Below are 17,077 nucleotides of genomic sequence, written 5' to 3'. Positions count from 1 at the left end.
CCTCTGACGCCTTCGCGAGCAGGCTCGCTCCCACATTGATTCTATGGCGCATGTGGGAGCGAGCCTGCTCGCGAAAGCGGATTCACAATTTCAACTGACCTATCGCCTTGTTCAGCTCCCCGGCCAATGTCGCCAGCTCATTACTGGTCGTCGCCGAATCCACCGTCTGCTGCACGGTGTTCTCGGTCACGTCACGAATACTCACCACCGCCCGGTTCATCTCCTCGGCGACCTGACTCTGCTGTTCCGCCGCCACGGCAATCTGCGTGTTGCTTTCGCGCATCTGCGCCACCGCTCCGGTGATTTCCGCCAGCGCCGCGCCAGCCTCCTGCGCCTGCTGCACGCAGTCGTCGGCCTTGTACGAACTCTCCTGCATGAAATCCACCGCATCGCGGGTGCCGGCCTGCAACGCGGCGATCATGCTGGTGATCTCGTCGGTGGACGCCTGCACGCGCTTGGCGAGGTTGCGCACTTCATCGGCGACCACGGCAAAGCCGCGCCCCATCTCCCCGGCGCGGGCCGCTTCGATCGCCGCGTTGAGCGCGAGCAGATTGGTCTGTTCGGCAATGCTGTGAATCACGCTGACCACGCCGTTGATCTTCTGGCTGTCCTCGGCCAGGCGTTGAATCATTTCTGCCGTCTGCTGCACGCCGCTGGACAACCCGGCAATCGATTGCTGCACGCGCGCCACCACCTGCTGACCGCTTCCAGCGAGACCATCGGCGGTTTTCGACAGATCGCGGGTGGCGCCGGCGTGTTGCGCGATGTGATAAACGGTGGCGGTCATTTCGTTGATCGCGGTGGCAGCCTGGTCGGTTTCGCTTTGCTGGCCGAGCATGCCGTGGCGCACATCATTCATGCTCGAGGCCAGCCGCGCAGCGCCGTCATCCAGTTGTCGCGCGGTGCTGGCAACGGTGGTTACGACGCGTTGATAGCCGGCCTGCATGGCGTTGAAGGCATTGGCCATCTGCCCGACTTCGTCCTTGCCCACCAGCGGCACACGAGCAGAAAGATCGCCGGTTTTTTCAACGTGCAGCATCACGTCTTTCAACGTGTTGAGCTGGCTGAGCAGAAAGCGGATCAACAATTGCGAGGCACCGAGCATCGCCAGCATCAGGACGAAGACCGCCGATGCATAGTTGGCGAAACGCTCGCTGAACACCTGGCTCAGGCTCGGGGCGGAGGCGATGACCGCCACTTGTTCGCCGTCGGCACGGCTGAACACTTCGGCGCCGATCAACGGGTCGTCACCGAACAGTGGCATTTCATTGATGACGTTCCAGCCGTTGCTGCCGCTGATTTCCAGCAGCGGTTGATCATTGAGACGCGGCGCTTCACCGCGCTTGAATGTCAGCACTTGGGCGGACTTGGGCAACGGTTGCCCGAGCGGCCAGGCCTTGAGCAACTGCGCCTGCGCTTGTGCGGATGCCTGCGCGGCGTGGCTGCGGGCCTGCTGTTCGAGATGTACGGCGTACAGTACGAGCAGCAGGGTGGTGACAAAGGCGACCGCGTTGACCGCCCAGAATTTGTATTTCAGCGAGATGTTGCTAAGCCAGGCACCCATGGAGGTCTTCTCTGATAGCGGAAACAGTTTTGGCAAGGTGCCATTATTGTGCCGCTATGCAGATTCGGGAGTTTTGATATGAATCAACAGATGCCGAGATCTATTGTGGGAGCGAGCCTGCTCGCGAAAGCGCTGCGTCCTTCAGCCCATTTGTAGCTGATCCACCGCCTTCGCGAGCAGGCTCGCTCCCACAGGGGAAGTGTGCAGTCAGGTGAGAATGGGAAGATTAAAAAACGCCCGGGCACATGCGGTGGTATGCGCGGCCAGCGCTTCCTCGGTCTCGCCGCGATGCAACGCCACCTCGCGCAACACTTCGGTCAGATACGCCGGTTCGTTGCGACCGTTTTTCGGTTTCGGCCGCAACGTGCGCGGCAGCAGATATGGCGCATCGCTTTCCAGCATCAGCCGCCCCGGCTTGATCTCTTTGACCAATGGATGCAGATGCGTGCCCCGGCGTTCGTCGCAGATCCAGCCGGTGATGCCGATGTGCAGATCCAGATCGAGGTAGCTGAACAAAGCCTTTTGCTCGCCAGTGAAGCAGTGCACCACCGCCGCCGGCAGTTGATCGCGGAAGTCTTTGAGGATCTCCAGCAGCCGCTGGCTGGCATCACGCTCGTGCAGGAACACCGGCAATTGCAGTTCGACGGCCAGCGCCAGATGTTCTTCGAGAACCTTTTCCTGTTGCGCGCGCGGAGAGAAATCGCGGTTGAAATCCAGCCCGCATTCGCCCACCGCGACGACGTTGGATTCGTTCAACAGACTGCGCAGGCGACGAGCACTGTCAGCGTTCCAGTCGCTGGCCGAATGGGGGTGAATACCGGCGGTGGCGAACAGCCGTTGGCCGCTCTCATCCAGTTGCTGGCACAGTTCCAGCGCCTGCTCGCTACCCTCGACGCTTGTGCCGGTCAGCACCAATTGGCAGACGCCGGCGGCGTAGGCGCGGTCGAGCACGGCCTGGTGTTTGTCGGCGAAACTGGGGTTGGTCAGGTTGACGCCGATATCGATGAGTTGCATGGTGCTACCTCGGGCCGAAGGCCGGAAAGCATATCAGAGCTGTAGATTTATAAGAAAAGCCAAGAACTACAAAGACTTATGGCTGTCTGTTGAGGCCGCGAAGGACTCCGGGGTGGCGACTATGCCATCACTGTGCCAGTCTCACGCACTTTATCAGCGCGCAAAGCGCTCTGTTTTCGTCGGTGATGTCGTCTCTTTTGCGACGAATAGCCCCGTATTCTTTTCGGAGAGTGGATGCATCGTCCCTCGGTTCTGCTGCTGTTGTGTGCTGCGCTGCTGCTGCCGATGACGGCGGTCGCGCGCCTGCCCGGGCCGCTGCAAGCCGTGCCGGCGAGCAAGGTTCGCGACCTCTCGGAAATCCGCAGCAGCCGCGTGTTGCGGGTTTTGGTCAATCAGAGCCGCAACAGCTCCGGCGAAGTCCAGGGCCAGGCCATCGGTGTCGAGTACCACCGATTGCGCGCGTTCGAGCAATACCTCAATGGCCATGCTCGCGACGGCCAGGAAGTCACCCTCAAGATCATTCCCAAAGCCAAGGATCAATTGCTCGGCGCTTTGCAGCGCGGCGAAGGCGACATGGTCGCGCCCGGTGAATTGCTCGATCTGCCTTCTGGCTACGCGGTCGCCAGCAGTGAGCCGATTGCCAGCAACGTGCCGCTGGTGCTGGTCGGGATCAAGGGCCAGCGCCGTTACACCAAGGTCGAGCAACTGTCCGGCAAGACCCTGGCCTTGCCCACCGGCAGTGCGGCGGGGGAGGTGGTCAGCCAGCTCAACCAGAAACTGGCGCTGCACAAACTGGCGCCGATCAATATCGAATGGGTCGATCCGACGCTGGCGGTCGAAGATGTGCTGGAGATGGTTCAGGGCGGGATTTTCCACCTGACCATTGTCGAGCAACCGATTGCCGAGCGTTGGGGCAAAATCCTGCCGAAGCTGCGTCTCGATCGGCAGCTGAGCCTCGGCGAGCCGGGCGAAGAGCATTGGTTCGTGCGCCGCGATGCGTCGATGTTGCGCGCGAGCATCGATCGCTTCCTCACCGGTTACAAGAGACCGTCGGACGAAGACGCGGCGTTCCTGCGCATCTATCGACGCTTGTACCAGGTGCACAACCCGCTGGCCAAAGCCGATCGCCAGCGTCTGGAAAAACTCCGTCCAACCCTGCAGAAGCACGCCGACGCGCAGAACATGGACTGGCTCAATCTGGCGGCGCTGGCGTTCAAGGAATCGCGTCTGCAGCCCAACGCCCGCAGCGGCAGCGGTCCGACCGGGCTGATGCAGATCACTCCGTCCGCCGCGCAACGGGTCGGCGTGAACAATATCCAGAATCTCGATGCGAATGTGCAGGCCGGCGCCAAGTACCTGGCGATGATCCGCCGCAAGTTCTTCAGCAGCCCGAAACTCAACGAGCGTGAGCGCATGGCGTTCACCCTCGCCGCGTACAACATCGGCCCCGAGCGCGTCCAGGGTATGCGTGCGGAAGCCCGCCGCCGTGGCCTCAATCCCAACCAGTGGTTCTTCCAGGTCGAGCGCATTGCCATGGAGCAGGTGGGGATGGGCGCCGTCAGCTATGTTAATAGCGTGAACAAGTATTATCTGGCATTCGACCGGGAGCGAGAGTCGCTCGAGCCCCGGCAGCAGAAAGTGGTCACACGGAAATAATCTAACAATTCGATTGTTATGGCGAAATTTTTGCGCTTTAAACATGAAATAAACTGATTAATATAGCGACCAACCCAAACACACAAACACTTCTGCACAACAAGGAATGCACCATGAGCTCTCTGATCAACAAGGTTCTGTTCACCCGCGCCGGTTACGGCCTGACTGTCCTGCGCATTGCTGTCGGCGTGATCTTCGCCGCCCACGGTTCGCAGAAACTCTTTGGTCTGTTCGGTGGTTACGGCCTGGCCGGCACTGCGCAATGGATGGAAAGCATCGGCCTGACCCCCGGCTATCTGATGGCCTCGCTGGCCGGCGGTACCGAGTTCTTTGCGGGTCTGGCGCTGATCATCGGCCTGCTGGCACGCCCGGCGGCACTCGGTCTGGCGTTCCTCTCGCTGGTGGCGATCTTCTCGGTGCACATCGGTAACGGTCTGTTCATGGCCAACAACGGTTACGAGTTCGCCCTGGCTTTGTTGGCCGGCAGCATTGCGGTCCTGATTGAAGGCGCCGGCAAGCTCTCGGCGGATCGCGCCATCGCCGGTTGAAGGCTCTGGCTCAAGGCAAAGGCCCGCATTGCGCGGGCCTTTTTTGTTGCTGGCGATTCTTGACACTGATCGGTCACGTTCTCTAGGATGTTGCCCATGCGCCGATTTAAACAGCTACTTGCGGGGCGCCAGGTGACTTCTACAGTTACCGTCAGAAGCCGGAACAGGGCTTCGAAATACCGCTAAAGCGCTGGTTCGGTGTTGCCTCTCACCTGCCATGCAGACTTTTGAGGCAGAGACACGACACGATGAACGCACTACGCCCTCCAGCACGTCCCGCGCCGATCACGGCACATGTCACCCAGCGCAACCCGAAAATCCTTCTTGGCGGCAAACACCAGCCGACGCTGTTGCGTTATCTCGATGGCTGGCCACGTCGCAGCGGCGGTCCTGCCGCGTTCCTGATCCAGTTTGTCGATGACGGCGAGTCGCTGGCGCGTTTTGCTACGGACAGCTTCGATCTGGCGGTGATTCAGGCGCCGAGCGCAGAAGATGCGCCGGACATGATCAAGCAACTGACCCGCGTAGCGCGGCAGGGCCTGATCACTCGGCTCTGATCAGTCTTACGGGTATTCAATCGCAACGATGTAAACGAACTGCTCGCCGGTCGGCGTCTGCACCCGCACTTCTGCGTCGAGTGCCTTGCCGATCAGCGCGCGGGCGAGCGGCGAGTCGATGCTGATCAAACCCTGTTTGAGGTCCAGTTCATCGGGGCCGACAATGCGGTAGCGCGACTGCTTGCCGTCCTCGTCTTCGATGGTTACCCAAGCGCCGAAATAGACTTTGTTCGGGTCGCTGGGTTTTTCGCTGACTACCTTGAGCGCTTCCAGGCGTTTGGTGAGAAAACGCACGCGACTGTCGATTTCGCGCAGCATCTTCTTGCCGTAGGTGTATTCGGCGTTTTCCGAACGATCACCCTGCGCCGCCGCTTCACTCACCGCCTGGGTGACCTGCGGGCGACGCACATGCCACAACTCATGGAATTCGGCGCGCATCCGCGCTTCACCCTCGGGGGTGATCAGCGCGGTGCCAGCGGTGCGGGGAGGGCGATAACGGCTCATGGCGACTTCTTGTGATTAAGACCGTTTGAGTCTATCAACCCTCGCGCAACACTGTCAGCGGGCTCGCATTCAGAGCGCGACGCGTGCCGAACACACCGGCGCCACCAATCAGCGCGGCGCCAATCAGCGGCAGCACCAGCAGCCATGGATGCGGATGCCATGGCAGATCGAAGGCGAAGCGGTACAGCACCAGACTGACCACCTCCGAACCGATCGCCGCGAGCAGACCGCTGACCGCACCCAACAAACCGAACTCGATACGCCGCGCCTTGATCAGCAACTGCCGCTCGGCGCCCAGCGCGCGCAACAGCGCACCCTGGCGGATGCGTTCATCCAGCGTCGCTTGCAGGCCGGAGAACAGCACCGCCATCCCCGCAGCCAGAACAAACAACAACACATATTCCACCGCCAGGGTGACCTGGGCGAGGATGCTGCGTAGCTGTTCGAGCAAGGCCTCGACCTGCAGGATGGTCACCGCCGGGAAGGTCCGCGACAACTCGACGATCTGCTGATCATGCCCCGGAGCCAGATAGAAACTGGTCAGATAGGTCGCCGGCAGATCCTTCAGGGTGCCAGGCTGGAAGATCATGAAGAAGTTCGGCTGGAAGTTGTCCCAATTGATCTCGCGCAGGCTGGTGACTTTCGCTTCGCGATTGACCCCGCCAACACTGAATACCATGTGATCGCCGAGTTTGAGTTTCAGGCTTTCGGCAACCTTGCCTTCCACCGAGACCCCCGGCACATCATCGGACGGCTGGCCGCTCCACCACGAGCCGGCGGTGAGCTTGTTGCCGGCCGGCAGATCCGCCGCCCAGGTCAGGCTCAGGTCACGCTGAATGGCGCGGTCACCGGCCGAGTCCTTGCTGACGATCTGTTGTACCGCTTCGCCATTGATGCTGATCAACCGACCCGGTACCACCGGATACAACGGCGCCGCTTGCGCGGACACCTTGATCAGGTGATCGGCGAAAGCCTGTTTGTCCGCCGGGAGGATATTCAGCGCGAAATAGTTCGGCGCGTTTTTCGGTAGCTGGTTCTGCCAGGTGTCGAGCAGTTCGCCGCGCAGCAGTGCGATCAGCGCCATCGACAACAGGATCAGACCGAACGCCAGCGACTGCCCGGCCGCCGCCAATGGATGCCGCAACAACTGGCCAAGGCCCAGACGCCAAGGCAACGAGGCGCGGGCCAGCATGCGGCGCAGGCTTTGCAGCAGCAACAACAGCAGGCCGCCCAGCACCAGCGCGGCGACTACGCCACCGCCAAGCAGGGCGAAGGTCAGCAGCAGATCCAGACTCAGACGCCACATGATCAGGCCCAGCGCACCCAACGCCGCGCCGTACACTATCCATGTGCTCGAGGGGATCGGCAGCATGTCGCGGCGCAACACCCGCAGCGGCGGCACGCGACCCAGTGCAGCCAAAGGCGGCAAGGCAAAACCGGCCAGCGCCACCAGCCCGGTGCCAATCCCGGCCATCGCCGGAAACAGGCCGCCCGGCGGTACGTCACTTGGCAGCAAATCATGCAGCAACGCGAACAGACCCAGTTGCGCCAGCCAGCCGAGCAGGGCGCCGCTTATGGCGGCAATCAGGCCGAGCACGGTCAGTTGCAGGCTGAACAGCACCATGGTTTCCCGGCGTGACAAGCCGAGGCAGCGCAGCAAGGCACTGGCGTCGAAACGGCGACTGGCGAAACGATTGGCCGACAGCGCCACGGCCACGCCAGCCAACAACACCGCGACCAGACTGGCCATGTTCAGATAGCGCTCGGCCTTGCCCAGCGCACCGCCAATCTGCCGGTTACCGTCACGGGCATCCTGGATTCGCTGGTTTGCAGCGAGGCCCGGTTTGATCAGCTCGCGATAAGTTTCCAGCGCCTGCGGTTCGCCGCGCCACAGTTCGCGATAACTCACCCGGCTGCCCGGTTGCACCACGCCGGTGGCGGCGAGGTCCTCAAGATTGATCAACACCCGTGGCGTCAGGCTGTAGAAGTTGCCGGCGCGATCCGGCTCGTAGGTCAGCACGCGGGTCAGCTTGAGCGTCTTCATGCCGACGTCGATGCTGTCGCCGATCTTCAGATCCAGCGCGGTCAACAGACGTGCCTCGACCCAGGCTTCACCGGGTTGCGGTTCGCCGCCGACTTCTTCATTGGCAAATGGCGCGGGCGCGCTTTTCAGCTCGCCGCGCAGAGGATACGCGCGGTCGACGGCTTTGATGCTGGATAACTGAATGCCATTGTCGGTGGCGATGACGCTGGAGAACTCCACCACTTGCGCATGATTCAGGCGCAGTTCGGTGCCGCTGCGGATTTGCTCATCGCGGGCCGGCGAGCTGCCTTCAAGGACCAGATCGGCACCGAGAAACTCGGTAGCGCGCAGCATCATTGCGCCATTGAGTCGGGCGCCGAAATAGCCGATCGCGGTGCTTGCCGCGACGGCCACCACCAGCGCAAAGAACAACACGCGCAGCTCACCGGCGCGGGCATCGCGCATGAGCTGGCGCAGGGCAAGGCTGAACAGACGCAACAGCGGCAGACGTGCCATCAAGGCTCCAGAGGGGCGACCAGCAGCCCGGCTTCAAGACGGATCAGGCGCCGGCAGCGATGGGCCAGGCGTTCGTCGTGGGTCACCAGCACCAGGGTGGTGCCGCGTTCCTTGTTCAATTCGAACAGCAAGTCGCTGATGCGCTCGCCGGTGTGGCTGTCGAGGTTGCCGGTCGGCTCGTCGGCGAACAGCACGTCCGGTTCGGCAGCGAAGGCGCGGGCGATGGCCACGCGTTGCTGTTCACCACCGGAGAGCTGGCGCGGCGAGTGGGTCAGGCGCTGACCGAGGCCGACGCGCTGAAGCAATTGCGTGGCGCGCTCGCGGGCATCTTTGCGGCCATCGAGTTCAAGCGGCAACATGACGTTCTCCAGCGCATTGAGGCTGTCGAGCAACTGGAACGACTGGAAGACAAACCCGACGTGCTCGGCGCGGATTCGCGCGCGCTGGTCTTCGTCGAGATTGCTCAGGCCCTGGCCGGCGAGAGTGACTTCGCCGCTGCTCGGCAGGTCGAGTCCGGCGAGCAGGCCGAGGAGGGTGGATTTGCCGGAACCGGACGCGCCGACGATGGCCAGGCTGTCGCCCTTGTTCAGTTCCAGGCTGAGTTCGTGCAGGATAGTCAGTTCACCTTCCGCGCTAGGGACCACTTTGCTGAGGTTCTTCGCGGTGAGAATGCTTGCGCCCATGGAGAATCCGATGCGTGTATGGTTTTTGAGTGCTGGCCTGGCCTTGATGTGCATGGCCCAGAACGCAGCGGCGGGTACTGTCCTGATCGTTGGCGATAGTATCAGCGCCGGTTTCGGCCTGGATACCCGTCTGGGGTGGGTGTCGCTGCTCGAGCAGCGCCTCAAACAAGAGGGTTTCGACGATAAAGTGGTCAACGCCTCGATCAGTGGCGACACCAGTGCCGGAGGCCTGGCGCGGCTGCCGGCGCTGCTTGCAGAGCATAAGCCTGAGCTGGTAATCCTCGAGTTGGGTGGCAACGACGGCCTGCGCGGGATGCCGCCAACGCAATTGCAACAAAATCTTGCCTCGATGATCGACAGCTCGCGGCAGAGCGGCGCGAAAGTGCTGCTGCTCGGCATGCAGTTGCCACCCAATTATGGCAAGCGCTACACCGATTCGTTCGCCGAGGTTTACGGCAAGCTCGGCGAAGAGAAAAACATCCCGTTGGTGCCGTTTTTTCTCGAAGGTGTCGGTGGGCATCCGGAGTTGATGCAGGCCGACGGTCTGCACCCGGCGGCCGGGGCTCAGGGCAAGTTGCTGGAAAATGTCTGGCCGACGCTAAAACCGCTGTTATGAGGCTTTTCTAGAGGCAGGCTTTCGGCTAATGTGGCGCCCCCTAATTTGGAGCCCCCGATGCCGCGTCCTGCCTGGTCCCTGTTTGCCTACCAACTGATCGAGCCTGACGAGCAGCTGGATCTGTTCGCCTGCCAGGAAGTGCGGGTGCATCTGGTGACGCGTCAGCTGGAACTCGGTGGCTCTGCCGATCGCACGCTGTGCGGCACGCTGCTGCCAGCGCAACCGCGCTGGTCGAATGTTGATCGCCGGGTGTTCCAGGATCAGCGTCTGTGCTCGCTGTGCCGGGCGATTCTTGAATCGCAGAAGCGCGGTACGTCGCCGATCTGGCCCGAGCTTCGATTCGAACTTTAAGATCAAAAGATCGCAGCCTCGTTGCACTCGTCAGCTCCTACAGGGATGCGTTGCAAATGTAGGAGCTGACGAGTGCAACGAGGCTGCGATCTTTCAGGGCGCGACACGGTCTATCGGCGTGTCTCCCGAATCCCCAAGCCGCGGTGTACAATCGCGTCCTTATACCCTTGATGATCATGCGAAGGATTTTCCGGATGTTGCCGCGCTTTCCTGCCGTCACCCGCTGCCTGTCACTTGCCGCCCTGTGTGTGGCCGGCCCCGTTGCTGCATTGGAGCTTCCCCTGCCACCACCCGGCGAAGACATCGTCGGCCAGGTGCAGGTGATCAAAGCCAAGTACGAAGACACCTTCGCCGACCTGGGCACCACCTACGATCTGGGTTATTCGGAAATGGTTGCGGCCAACCCGGGCATCGATGCCTGGCTGCCGGGCGCCGGTACCGAGATCGTCCTGCCGACGCGCTTCATCCTGCCGCCTGGCCCGCGTGAAGGCATCGTCATCAACCTCGCCGAATACCGTCTCTATTACTATCCGAAAGGCCGCGACGTGGTGTACACCTTCCCGCTGGGTATCGGCCGTGAAGGCTGGGGCTCGCCGATCGCGCACACCTCGATCATCGCCAAGACACCGAACCCGACGTGGACGCCTCCGGCTTCGATCAAGGCCGAACACGCCGCTGACGGTGATCCGCTGCCCAATGTGGTGCCGGCCGGTCCTGATAACCCGCTGGGTCCGTTCAAGTTCACCCTCGGCACGCCGGGCTACCTGATCCATGGTTCGAACAAGAAGTTCGGCATCGGCATGCGTACCAGCCACGGCTGCTTCCGCATGTTCAACAACAACGTGCTGGAGATGGCCGGCATGGTCCCGGTCGGCACCTCGGTGCGCATCATCAACGACCCGTACAAGTTCGGTCGCAGTGGCGGCAAGGTCTATCTGGAAGCGCACACGCCGCTCGACGACAAGGGCAACCCGTCGGTGGTCGACAAGCACACGGCGGTAATCAACGCGATGCTCAAGCGTGAAGACATCACCAGCAACCTGCGCATGAACTGGGATGTGGTGCGTGATGTGGTCGCCGCCGAAGACGGCCTGCCGGTAGAAATCGCCGTGCCGAATACCTCGGCGCCAATGGTGAGCAGTGCACCGATCGACCTGCAGCAATAAGCGCTGATTGAAACCCGCCGATGCGAGCAGCGTCGGCGGGTTTTTTATTGCCCGGAGAAAAGCACCGGGCACAAAAAAGCCGACCCGGAAAACCGGATCGGCTCGATAACAATCCCGAGGGATTATTACTTGCGGCTAGCTTTTTCCAGCATGCGCAGAGCACGCTCGTTAGCTTCGTCAGCAGTCTGTTGTGCTTTTTGAGCAGCAGCCAGAGCTTCATCAGCTTTACGGTAAGCTTCGTCTGCACGAGCCTGGGAGCGAGCAGCTGCGTCTTCAGTAGCGGTCAGACGTGCTTCGGTTTCTTTCGATGCGCTGCTGCAACCGGTAGCCAGAACTGCGGCCAGAGCCAGAGCAGAGAATTTCAGAACGTTGTTCATCGTGTTCCCCTTCAAGGACTTTCAAATTAAGTGGCTGTCTCCTCACGATTGAGGAAATAGCCGGCGTACATACTACCCATTACTTGTAGTAAGTAAACTGACGTAGCGCAAGAAGCAAAAAAAATTGTAGGCGTTGATTCTTTTTCGAGCAACTTTTAACTGCGCTGTATAAAAAATATCCAGCTGCAAGCCCCGGCGTGAGCGACTCAAACGGGAAAAGTTCCCGCGCTCGCGCGCTGTTTTTGCGACTTCGGCTAAAGTCTTTCTAAATGAATTCGTCCACACTTTTGTTCAGGTTCTGCGAAGCGCTTCGCGTATCTTTGTTGATGTACAGGTGACTTTAAAAAAGGTCGCACGTCTTAAGTCTCAACATTCCGGCAATGTTCAGGCAAACGGCACGCGAAGATTGTCTTGCGGCCGAACCTGCGACCATCGATGCCAATGCACGCAAACCATCCGATGACGAGCGTACCTTGAGCATTTTCGCCAATGGTGCCTACTATTCAGCAGGTGTCAGATTGCGCGAGATCGGTGTGGCTCTTCTCAGTGTCCATCAGGCACGGGGTGGCGTAGATGTTCCTTCGCCGGAAAAACATCGGTAAGGTAGGGGTCACAATTCAAGACCCGCGAGGAGTAGTGATGAGCGAGGCGTTGTCCATCCACCATGACCAGGCTGGTCATCAATTCGAGACCACTGTGGACGGTCATCGTGCTTACCTGACCTACATGGATCTGGGCAAGCAGACCCTGGATATCTATCGCACCTTCGTGCCCAACGCCCTGCGTGGCCGTGGCATTGCCGCAGCGCTGACTGAACGCGCGCTGCAATACGCCGAAGAAATGGGCTACACGGTGATCCCGTCTTGCTCCTACGTCGAGCGCTACATGGAACGCCATCAGCGTCGCGCCGCGAAGATCTGAACCGCACACACGAAAACGCCGGGCAATGCCCGGCGTTTTTTTATGCCCGCAAAACGCAGCTTACGTGCGCTGACGCTTCGGCAATACGTCCTTGAGCTTGGCGTGCATGCTGCGCAAGGTGTTTTCGGTGGCGGACCAATCGATGCAGGCATCGGTGATCGACACGCCGTATTGCAGGTCGGCGAGATCCTTTGGAATCGCCTGGCAGCCCCAGTTCAGGTGGCTTTCAACCATCAGGCCGATGATCGACTGGTTGCCTTCAAGAATCTGGTTGGCGACGTTTTCCATTACCAGCGGTTGCAGCGCCGGGTCCTTGTTGGAGTTGGCGTGGCTACAGTCGACCATGATGTTCGGCTTGATCTTCGCCTTGTTCAGCGCCTGCTCGCAGAGCGCAACGCTGACCGAATCATAGTTCGGCTTGCCATTACCGCCGCGCAGCACCACGTGACCGTAGGCGTTGCCTTTGGTGGTGACGATCGACACGCCACCTTCCTGGTTGATGCCGAGGAAACGGTGCGGGCTGGACACCGACTGCAAGGCGTTGATCGCCACGGTCAGGCCGCCGTCGGTGCCGTTCTTGAAGCCGACCGCCGAGGACAGGCCGGAAGCCATTTCGCGGTGAGTCTGCGATTCGGTGGTACGCGCGCCGATGGCCGACCAGCTGATCAGATCCTGCAGATACTGCGGGGAGATCGGGTCGAGGGCTTCGGTCGCGGTCGGCAGGCCTTTCTCGGCCAGGTCGAGCAGCAACTGACGACCGATGTGCAGACCGTCCTGGATCTTGAACGAGTCGTCCAGATACGGATCGTTGATCAGACCTTTCCAGCCGACAGTGGTACGCGGCTTCTCGAAATACACACGCATGACCAGATACAGCGTGTCGGAGACTTCCTCGGCGAGTACCTTGAGGCGATCGGCGTATTCGTGGGCAGCCTTGATGTCGTGAATCGAGCACGGGCCGATCACGACGAACAGACGGTGGTCGGTGCCATCGAGAATGTTGCGAATGACTTCGCGGCCCTTGGTGACGGTGCGCAGGGCGGCGTCGCTCAGGGGGATATCACGCTTGAGCTGATCGGGAGTGATCAGGGTCTCGTTAGAGGCGACGTTTAGGTCGTTGATCGGTAAATCAGCCATCGTTTACTCGTCAGGTCACGGGTGCCGGCCGCCAGCGATCCCCGCGCGGCGGAGCACAGCAGATTTAGCGCGTCGGGGGAGCCGAACCTTAGCGCGTCGGAGGCGGCTCGACAATGGGCAAACCGTGCTTTAGTCCAGCGCTGGCTGCGCGAAAGCCTTGCGCAAGTTGTCGTGGGAGAACTCTTCGGCGTGCTCCTCGACCCATTGCAGGGCCAGCGCCTGACTATCCTGCAGGTCGTCGTGGCTGTCCTGCATGCGCGAATAGCGTTCGATCTGACACACCTGCTCACCCATTCGCGCGCTGAACAGGGTCTGTTCGTCAGTGAAGGCGATGCCCACCAGATAGCCTTTTTACGGCGCAGACACCAGGCCACGTAGCCCGGGCAACAGAAGTCGGCATTCAGCGTCGGCATGCGTACTTGCAGTGCAGTGCCGTGGCGCCAGGCGCGGTGGTAATTGCAAGCGATGCCGCCGAGGCTGATAGTGTGCAGCTGTTGTCTGGAAATGCATTCAGGCTTGAGTAACGTCAATTCAACCGGCACTTCGTCCGGATGAGGAATGAAACGTCCCATGAGCACAGACTCCCTGTGTCGGCCATCTGACATTGTTTCCCCCAGTATAGTGGTCGAATCCGAGCTGACCGACTTCGACGCCGACCAGCGGCTGCTGGCGATGCGCGGGGTTTCTCTGGTGATCTTCACCAGCGTCGGCTGTGCCAGTTGTCGTTATGCCCGCGAGGTGTTGCCGGGATTGCCGCTGGCTATCGATCGGCTGTGCTGGATTGACGCCGGCGACAATGGCGGGCTGGTCGAGCGTTATCAGGTGTTTCATTTGCCGGCGCTGTTTGTGGTGCGCGACGGCGAGTTCTTTGGCGCAGTGCACACACGTCTGACGGTTGATCAACTCAACCAGGCGGTGGCGCAATCGCTGAGTCGAATTGCAGAGGAGTTGCCATGAGCGAGACAGTCAGCAAGCCGGTGGTGGGGATTATCGGCACCGGTGCAATCGGCGGGTTCTACGGGGTGATGCTGGCGCGTGCCGGTTTCGACGTGCACTTTTTGTTGCGCAGCGAATTCTCGGCGGTGGCTGAGCGCGGTTTGCAGATCAACAGTGCGGTGCACGGGCCGTTGACGCTGCATCCGGCCAATGCCTATTCCGCTGCCGAAGACATGCCGCCCTGTGACTGGCTGCTGGTCGGCACCAAGACCACCAGCAACGCCGGTCTGGCCCCGGCGATCATTCAGGCCGCCAAGCCTGACGCCAAGGTGCTGTTGCTGCAGAACGGTCTGGATGTCGAAGACAGCCTGCGGCCACTGTTGCCGGATTCACTGCATCTGCTCGGTGGTCTGTGCCTGATCTGCGTGCACCGCGAGGGTCCGGGGCAGATTACCCATCAGGCCCTTGGCGCGGTGAATGTCGGTTATCACAGCGGCTCGGCCATTGATGAAGTAGCGCGCATGGCGATCGTCGAGGAGGGCGCCGGGCTGTTCCGTGCCGCCGGCATCGACTCGCAGGCGATGGCCAACCTGCATCAGGCGCGCTGGCAGAAACTGGTGTGGAATATTCCCTACAACGGCCTTTCGGTGTTGCTCGGCGCGGGAACCGAAGCGCTGATGGCTGATGCTGACAGCCGCGTGTCGATTCAGGCACTGATGGCGGAAGTGGTGCAGGGCGCCCGGGCCTGTGGATACGAGATCCCGCCCGGCTATGCCGAGTACCTGTTCACCATGACCGAGAAAATGCCCGATTACTGGCCGAGCATGTACCACGACTTTGCACACAAACGCCCGCTGGAGCTGGAGGCGATTTACGCCCGGCCACTGGCAGCGGCGAACGCGGCGGGCTGCGAGTTGCCGCGCATCGAGGCGCTGTATCGCCATTTGGGTTTTATCGACCGACGCAATACCTGAGTCGGTTGTTCTGGGGGAAGGCATGGCCAATAACATCGATGACAAACTGGTGCTGGCGATTTCCTCGCGCGCCTTGTTCGACCTGAGCGAAAGCCACAAGGTCTACCTGTCGAGCGGCGTCGAAGCCTATCGGCAATATCAGATCGAGCACGAGGACGAAATCCTCGCGCCGGGCGATGCGTTCCCGCTGGTGGAAAAACTCCTGAGCCTGAACAGCCGCCTCGGCCGCGCGCGGGTCGAGGTGATTCTGGTTTCCCGCAACAGCGCCGACACCGGTCTGCGCGTGTTCAATTCGATTCATCATTACGGCTTGGCGATTTCTCGTGCGGCGTTCGTCGGTGGGCGCAGTCCGTACCCTTATCTGAAAGCGTTTGGCTGCGACCTGTTTCTCTCGACCCACGCCGAAGACGTGCGTGCGGCGCTGGACGCCGGGTTCGCTGCGGCAACGATTCTGTCCGGTGGCGCGAGCCGTGCGGCCAGTGATGAATTACGTATCGCCTTTGACGGTGATGCGGTGATTTTTTCCGACGAGTCCGAGCGCGTTTATCAGTCCGGCGGCCTGGAAGCGTTTCAGGCCAAGGAACGCGAATCGGCACGCGAGCCATTGCGTGGTGGGCCGTTCAAGGGCTTTCTGGCAGCGCTCAATCTGTTGCAGCGCGAGTTTCCCGATGACGATTGCCCGATCCGCACGGCGCTGGTGACCGCGCGTTCGGCGCCGGCCCATGAGCGGGTGATTCGCACCTTGCGGGAATGGGATATCCGTCTCGATGAGTCGCTGTTTCTCGGTGGCCTGACCAAATCGGCGTTCCTCGAAGCCTTCGCCGCTGACGTGTTCTTCGATGACCAGACCGGTCATTGCGAGCTGGCTCGCGAAGTGGTCGCCACCGGCCACGTGCCCCATGGCATCAGCAACGAACCGTCGATCTAGAGCCTTTTCATTCAGGACGTTGCGTCGCACGTCGTACTCGCCAAGGCACTGCTAAGCTGAATCAATCTCCGCCATCGTTGGCTCGCGAGGAGGTCCCATGATTCGCTCAATGCTGTATGCCACCGACCTCGGTCTGTACGCACCGTTCGTGATGCAGCATGCCCTGGCCTTGGCGCGCACCTTCAATGCCGATCTGTATGTAGTACACGCGGTGGAACCCATGGGCCTGTTTGCCGAGTCGGTGCTGCAAAGCTATCTCGACGAACAGGCATTGAACGAATTCCATAGTCAGGGTCTGAAAACAGTCATCGCCAATATCGAACAGCGGGTGCTCGACAGCTTTCGTGAAGAACTGGGGGACGACGGCGAACAGGATCTGCAGCGCATACGCGCGGTGCGCGTGCTGCAGGGCGACCCGTCGCAGGTGATTCTCGACCAGGTGCACAAGCTCTCGGTCGATCTGCTGATCGTCGGCAGTCACAGCCATGGCGTCGGCGCGGAAACGCCGTTGGGGCGCACGGCGGCGCGGGTCCTGCAATTGGCCAAGGTGCCGGTCTATCTGGTGCCGCTGATGGAGCGCCGGCGGCGGGAGGATCGTTGAAGCAG

General features: G+C 61.0%; 18 protein-coding genes and 1 pseudogene. 11 read left to right on the top strand and 8 right to left on the bottom strand.

Translation table 11 applies throughout. The annotated features are described in order from the left end of the window. Positions 1 to 82: 82 nt before the first annotated feature. Both AB4N73_RS13515 and AB4N73_RS13510 read right to left on the bottom strand, forming a co-directional pair. On the bottom strand, positions 83 to 1,564 hold the full coding sequence (locus AB4N73_RS13515; protein WP_460142189.1) for a methyl-accepting chemotaxis protein: 1,482 nt from the start codon (positions 1,562 to 1,564) through the stop codon (positions 83 to 85). Between the two features lie 207 nt (positions 1,565 to 1,771). After that, positions 1,772 to 2,578 carry a TatD family hydrolase gene (locus tag AB4N73_RS13510; protein WP_460142188.1) on the bottom strand — a complete coding sequence of 269 codons (807 nt, stop codon included), beginning with the start codon at positions 2,576 to 2,578 and terminating at the stop codon, positions 1,772 to 1,774. Positions 2,579 to 2,812: 234 nt separating this feature from the next. On the opposite strand from AB4N73_RS13510, the gene AB4N73_RS13505 reads away from it, so the two are divergent. The 3 genes from AB4N73_RS13505 (at position 2,813) to AB4N73_RS13495 (ending at position 5,339) form a co-directional block, all read left to right on the top strand. Continuing rightward, positions 2,813 to 4,234, top strand: a complete 1,422-nt coding sequence (locus tag AB4N73_RS13505; protein ID WP_095182215.1) for an MltF family protein — start codon at positions 2,813 to 2,815, stop codon at positions 4,232 to 4,234. 113 nt (positions 4,235 to 4,347) lie between these two features. Then, positions 4,348 to 4,782, top strand: a complete 435-nt coding sequence (locus tag AB4N73_RS13500; RefSeq protein WP_016770887.1) for a DoxX family protein — start codon at positions 4,348 to 4,350, stop codon at positions 4,780 to 4,782. A 248-nt stretch (positions 4,783 to 5,030) separates the two neighbouring features. Further along, on the top strand, positions 5,031 to 5,339 hold the full coding sequence (locus AB4N73_RS13495) for a class I SAM-dependent methyltransferase (RefSeq protein ID WP_423521639.1): 309 nt from the start codon (positions 5,031 to 5,033) through the stop codon (positions 5,337 to 5,339). A gap of 6 nt (positions 5,340 to 5,345) precedes the next feature. Here the strand turns inward: AB4N73_RS13495 and greB are convergent, their stop codons facing one another. Genes greB through AB4N73_RS13480 form a run of 3 tightly spaced genes read right to left on the bottom strand, consistent with a single transcriptional unit; the run spans position 5,346 to position 9,065 of the window. After that, positions 5,346 to 5,843: a transcription elongation factor GreB gene (gene greB, locus AB4N73_RS13490; RefSeq protein WP_071173132.1), complete on the bottom strand. Its 498-nt coding sequence runs from the start codon at positions 5,841 to 5,843 to the stop codon at positions 5,346 to 5,348. A gap of 34 nt (positions 5,844 to 5,877) precedes the next feature. Next, positions 5,878 to 8,382, bottom strand: a complete 2,505-nt coding sequence (locus tag AB4N73_RS13485; RefSeq protein ID WP_460062302.1) for an ABC transporter permease — start codon at positions 8,380 to 8,382, stop codon at positions 5,878 to 5,880. Next, on the bottom strand, positions 8,382 to 9,065 hold the full coding sequence (locus AB4N73_RS13480; RefSeq protein WP_016770883.1) for an ABC transporter ATP-binding protein: 684 nt from the start codon (positions 9,063 to 9,065) through the stop codon (positions 8,382 to 8,384). Before AB4N73_RS13480 ends, AB4N73_RS13485 begins: the two co-directional genes overlap by 1 nt. 10 nt (positions 9,066 to 9,075) lie before the next feature. On the opposite strand from AB4N73_RS13480, the gene AB4N73_RS13475 reads away from it, so the two are divergent. The 3 genes from AB4N73_RS13475 to AB4N73_RS13465 all read left to right on the top strand — a co-directional run bounded on the left by AB4N73_RS13475 (position 9,076) and on the right by AB4N73_RS13465 (position 11,198). Then, positions 9,076 to 9,681 carry an arylesterase gene (locus AB4N73_RS13475; protein ID WP_460062300.1) on the top strand — a complete coding sequence of 202 codons (606 nt, stop codon included), beginning with the start codon at positions 9,076 to 9,078 and terminating at the stop codon, positions 9,679 to 9,681. Between the two features lie 57 nt (positions 9,682 to 9,738). After that, on the top strand, positions 9,739 to 10,032 hold the full coding sequence (locus AB4N73_RS13470; protein WP_016770881.1) for a hypothetical protein: 294 nt from the start codon (positions 9,739 to 9,741) through the stop codon (positions 10,030 to 10,032). Between the two features lie 194 nt (positions 10,033 to 10,226). Then, positions 10,227 to 11,198: a L,D-transpeptidase family protein gene (locus AB4N73_RS13465; protein ID WP_024013783.1), complete on the top strand. Its 972-nt coding sequence runs from the start codon at positions 10,227 to 10,229 to the stop codon at positions 11,196 to 11,198. Positions 11,199 to 11,323: 125 nt separating this feature from the next. Here the strand turns inward: AB4N73_RS13465 and oprI are convergent, their stop codons facing one another. Further along, positions 11,324 to 11,575, bottom strand: a complete 252-nt coding sequence (gene oprI / locus AB4N73_RS13460) for an outer membrane lipoprotei OprI (protein WP_003183784.1) — start codon at positions 11,573 to 11,575, stop codon at positions 11,324 to 11,326. Between the two features lie 639 nt (positions 11,576 to 12,214). Between oprI and AB4N73_RS13455 the strand changes: the two genes are divergently transcribed. Then, positions 12,215 to 12,496: a GNAT family N-acetyltransferase gene (locus tag AB4N73_RS13455; protein ID WP_016770879.1), complete on the top strand. Its 282-nt coding sequence runs from the start codon at positions 12,215 to 12,217 to the stop codon at positions 12,494 to 12,496. A 60-nt stretch (positions 12,497 to 12,556) separates the two neighbouring features. Here the strand turns inward: AB4N73_RS13455 and AB4N73_RS13450 are convergent, their stop codons facing one another. Continuing rightward, complete coding sequence (locus AB4N73_RS13450; RefSeq protein WP_016770878.1) at positions 12,557 to 13,633, bottom strand: 3-deoxy-7-phosphoheptulonate synthase; 1,077 nt, start codon at positions 13,631 to 13,633, stop codon at positions 12,557 to 12,559. A 129-nt stretch (positions 13,634 to 13,762) separates the two neighbouring features. Then, positions 13,763 to 14,205: pseudogene (locus AB4N73_RS13445) on the bottom strand (PilZ domain-containing protein). Here AB4N73_RS13445 and AB4N73_RS13440 point away from each other — a divergent pair. The 4 genes from AB4N73_RS13440 (at position 14,204) to AB4N73_RS13425 (ending at position 17,072) form a co-directional block, all read left to right on the top strand. Next, positions 14,204 to 14,590 carry a thioredoxin family protein gene (locus AB4N73_RS13440; RefSeq protein WP_041478405.1) on the top strand — a complete coding sequence of 129 codons (387 nt, stop codon included), beginning with the start codon at positions 14,204 to 14,206 and terminating at the stop codon, positions 14,588 to 14,590. The pseudogene AB4N73_RS13445 and the gene AB4N73_RS13440 sit on opposite strands and share 2 nt — an antisense overlap. Further along, positions 14,587 to 15,543 carry a putative 2-dehydropantoate 2-reductase gene (locus tag AB4N73_RS13435; RefSeq protein WP_056788472.1) on the top strand — a complete coding sequence of 319 codons (957 nt, stop codon included), beginning with the start codon at positions 14,587 to 14,589 and terminating at the stop codon, positions 15,541 to 15,543. The genes AB4N73_RS13440 and AB4N73_RS13435 overlap by 4 nt, the downstream gene beginning before the upstream one ends. A 22-nt stretch (positions 15,544 to 15,565) precedes the next feature. After that, on the top strand, positions 15,566 to 16,471 hold the full coding sequence (locus AB4N73_RS13430; protein ID WP_039759920.1) for a 5'-nucleotidase: 906 nt from the start codon (positions 15,566 to 15,568) through the stop codon (positions 16,469 to 16,471). A 97-nt stretch (positions 16,472 to 16,568) separates the two neighbouring features. Continuing rightward, positions 16,569 to 17,072, top strand: coding sequence for a universal stress protein (locus AB4N73_RS13425; RefSeq protein ID WP_016770874.1), 504 nt, complete (start codon positions 16,569 to 16,571; stop codon positions 17,070 to 17,072). Positions 17,073 to 17,077: the final 5 nt, after the last annotated feature.

The sequence above is a fragment of the Pseudomonas sp. S3_B08 genome (assembly GCF_054667725.1).
Note: the sequence above shows the minus strand (reverse complement) of the source record. Positions and strands in the feature narration are given on the sequence as shown.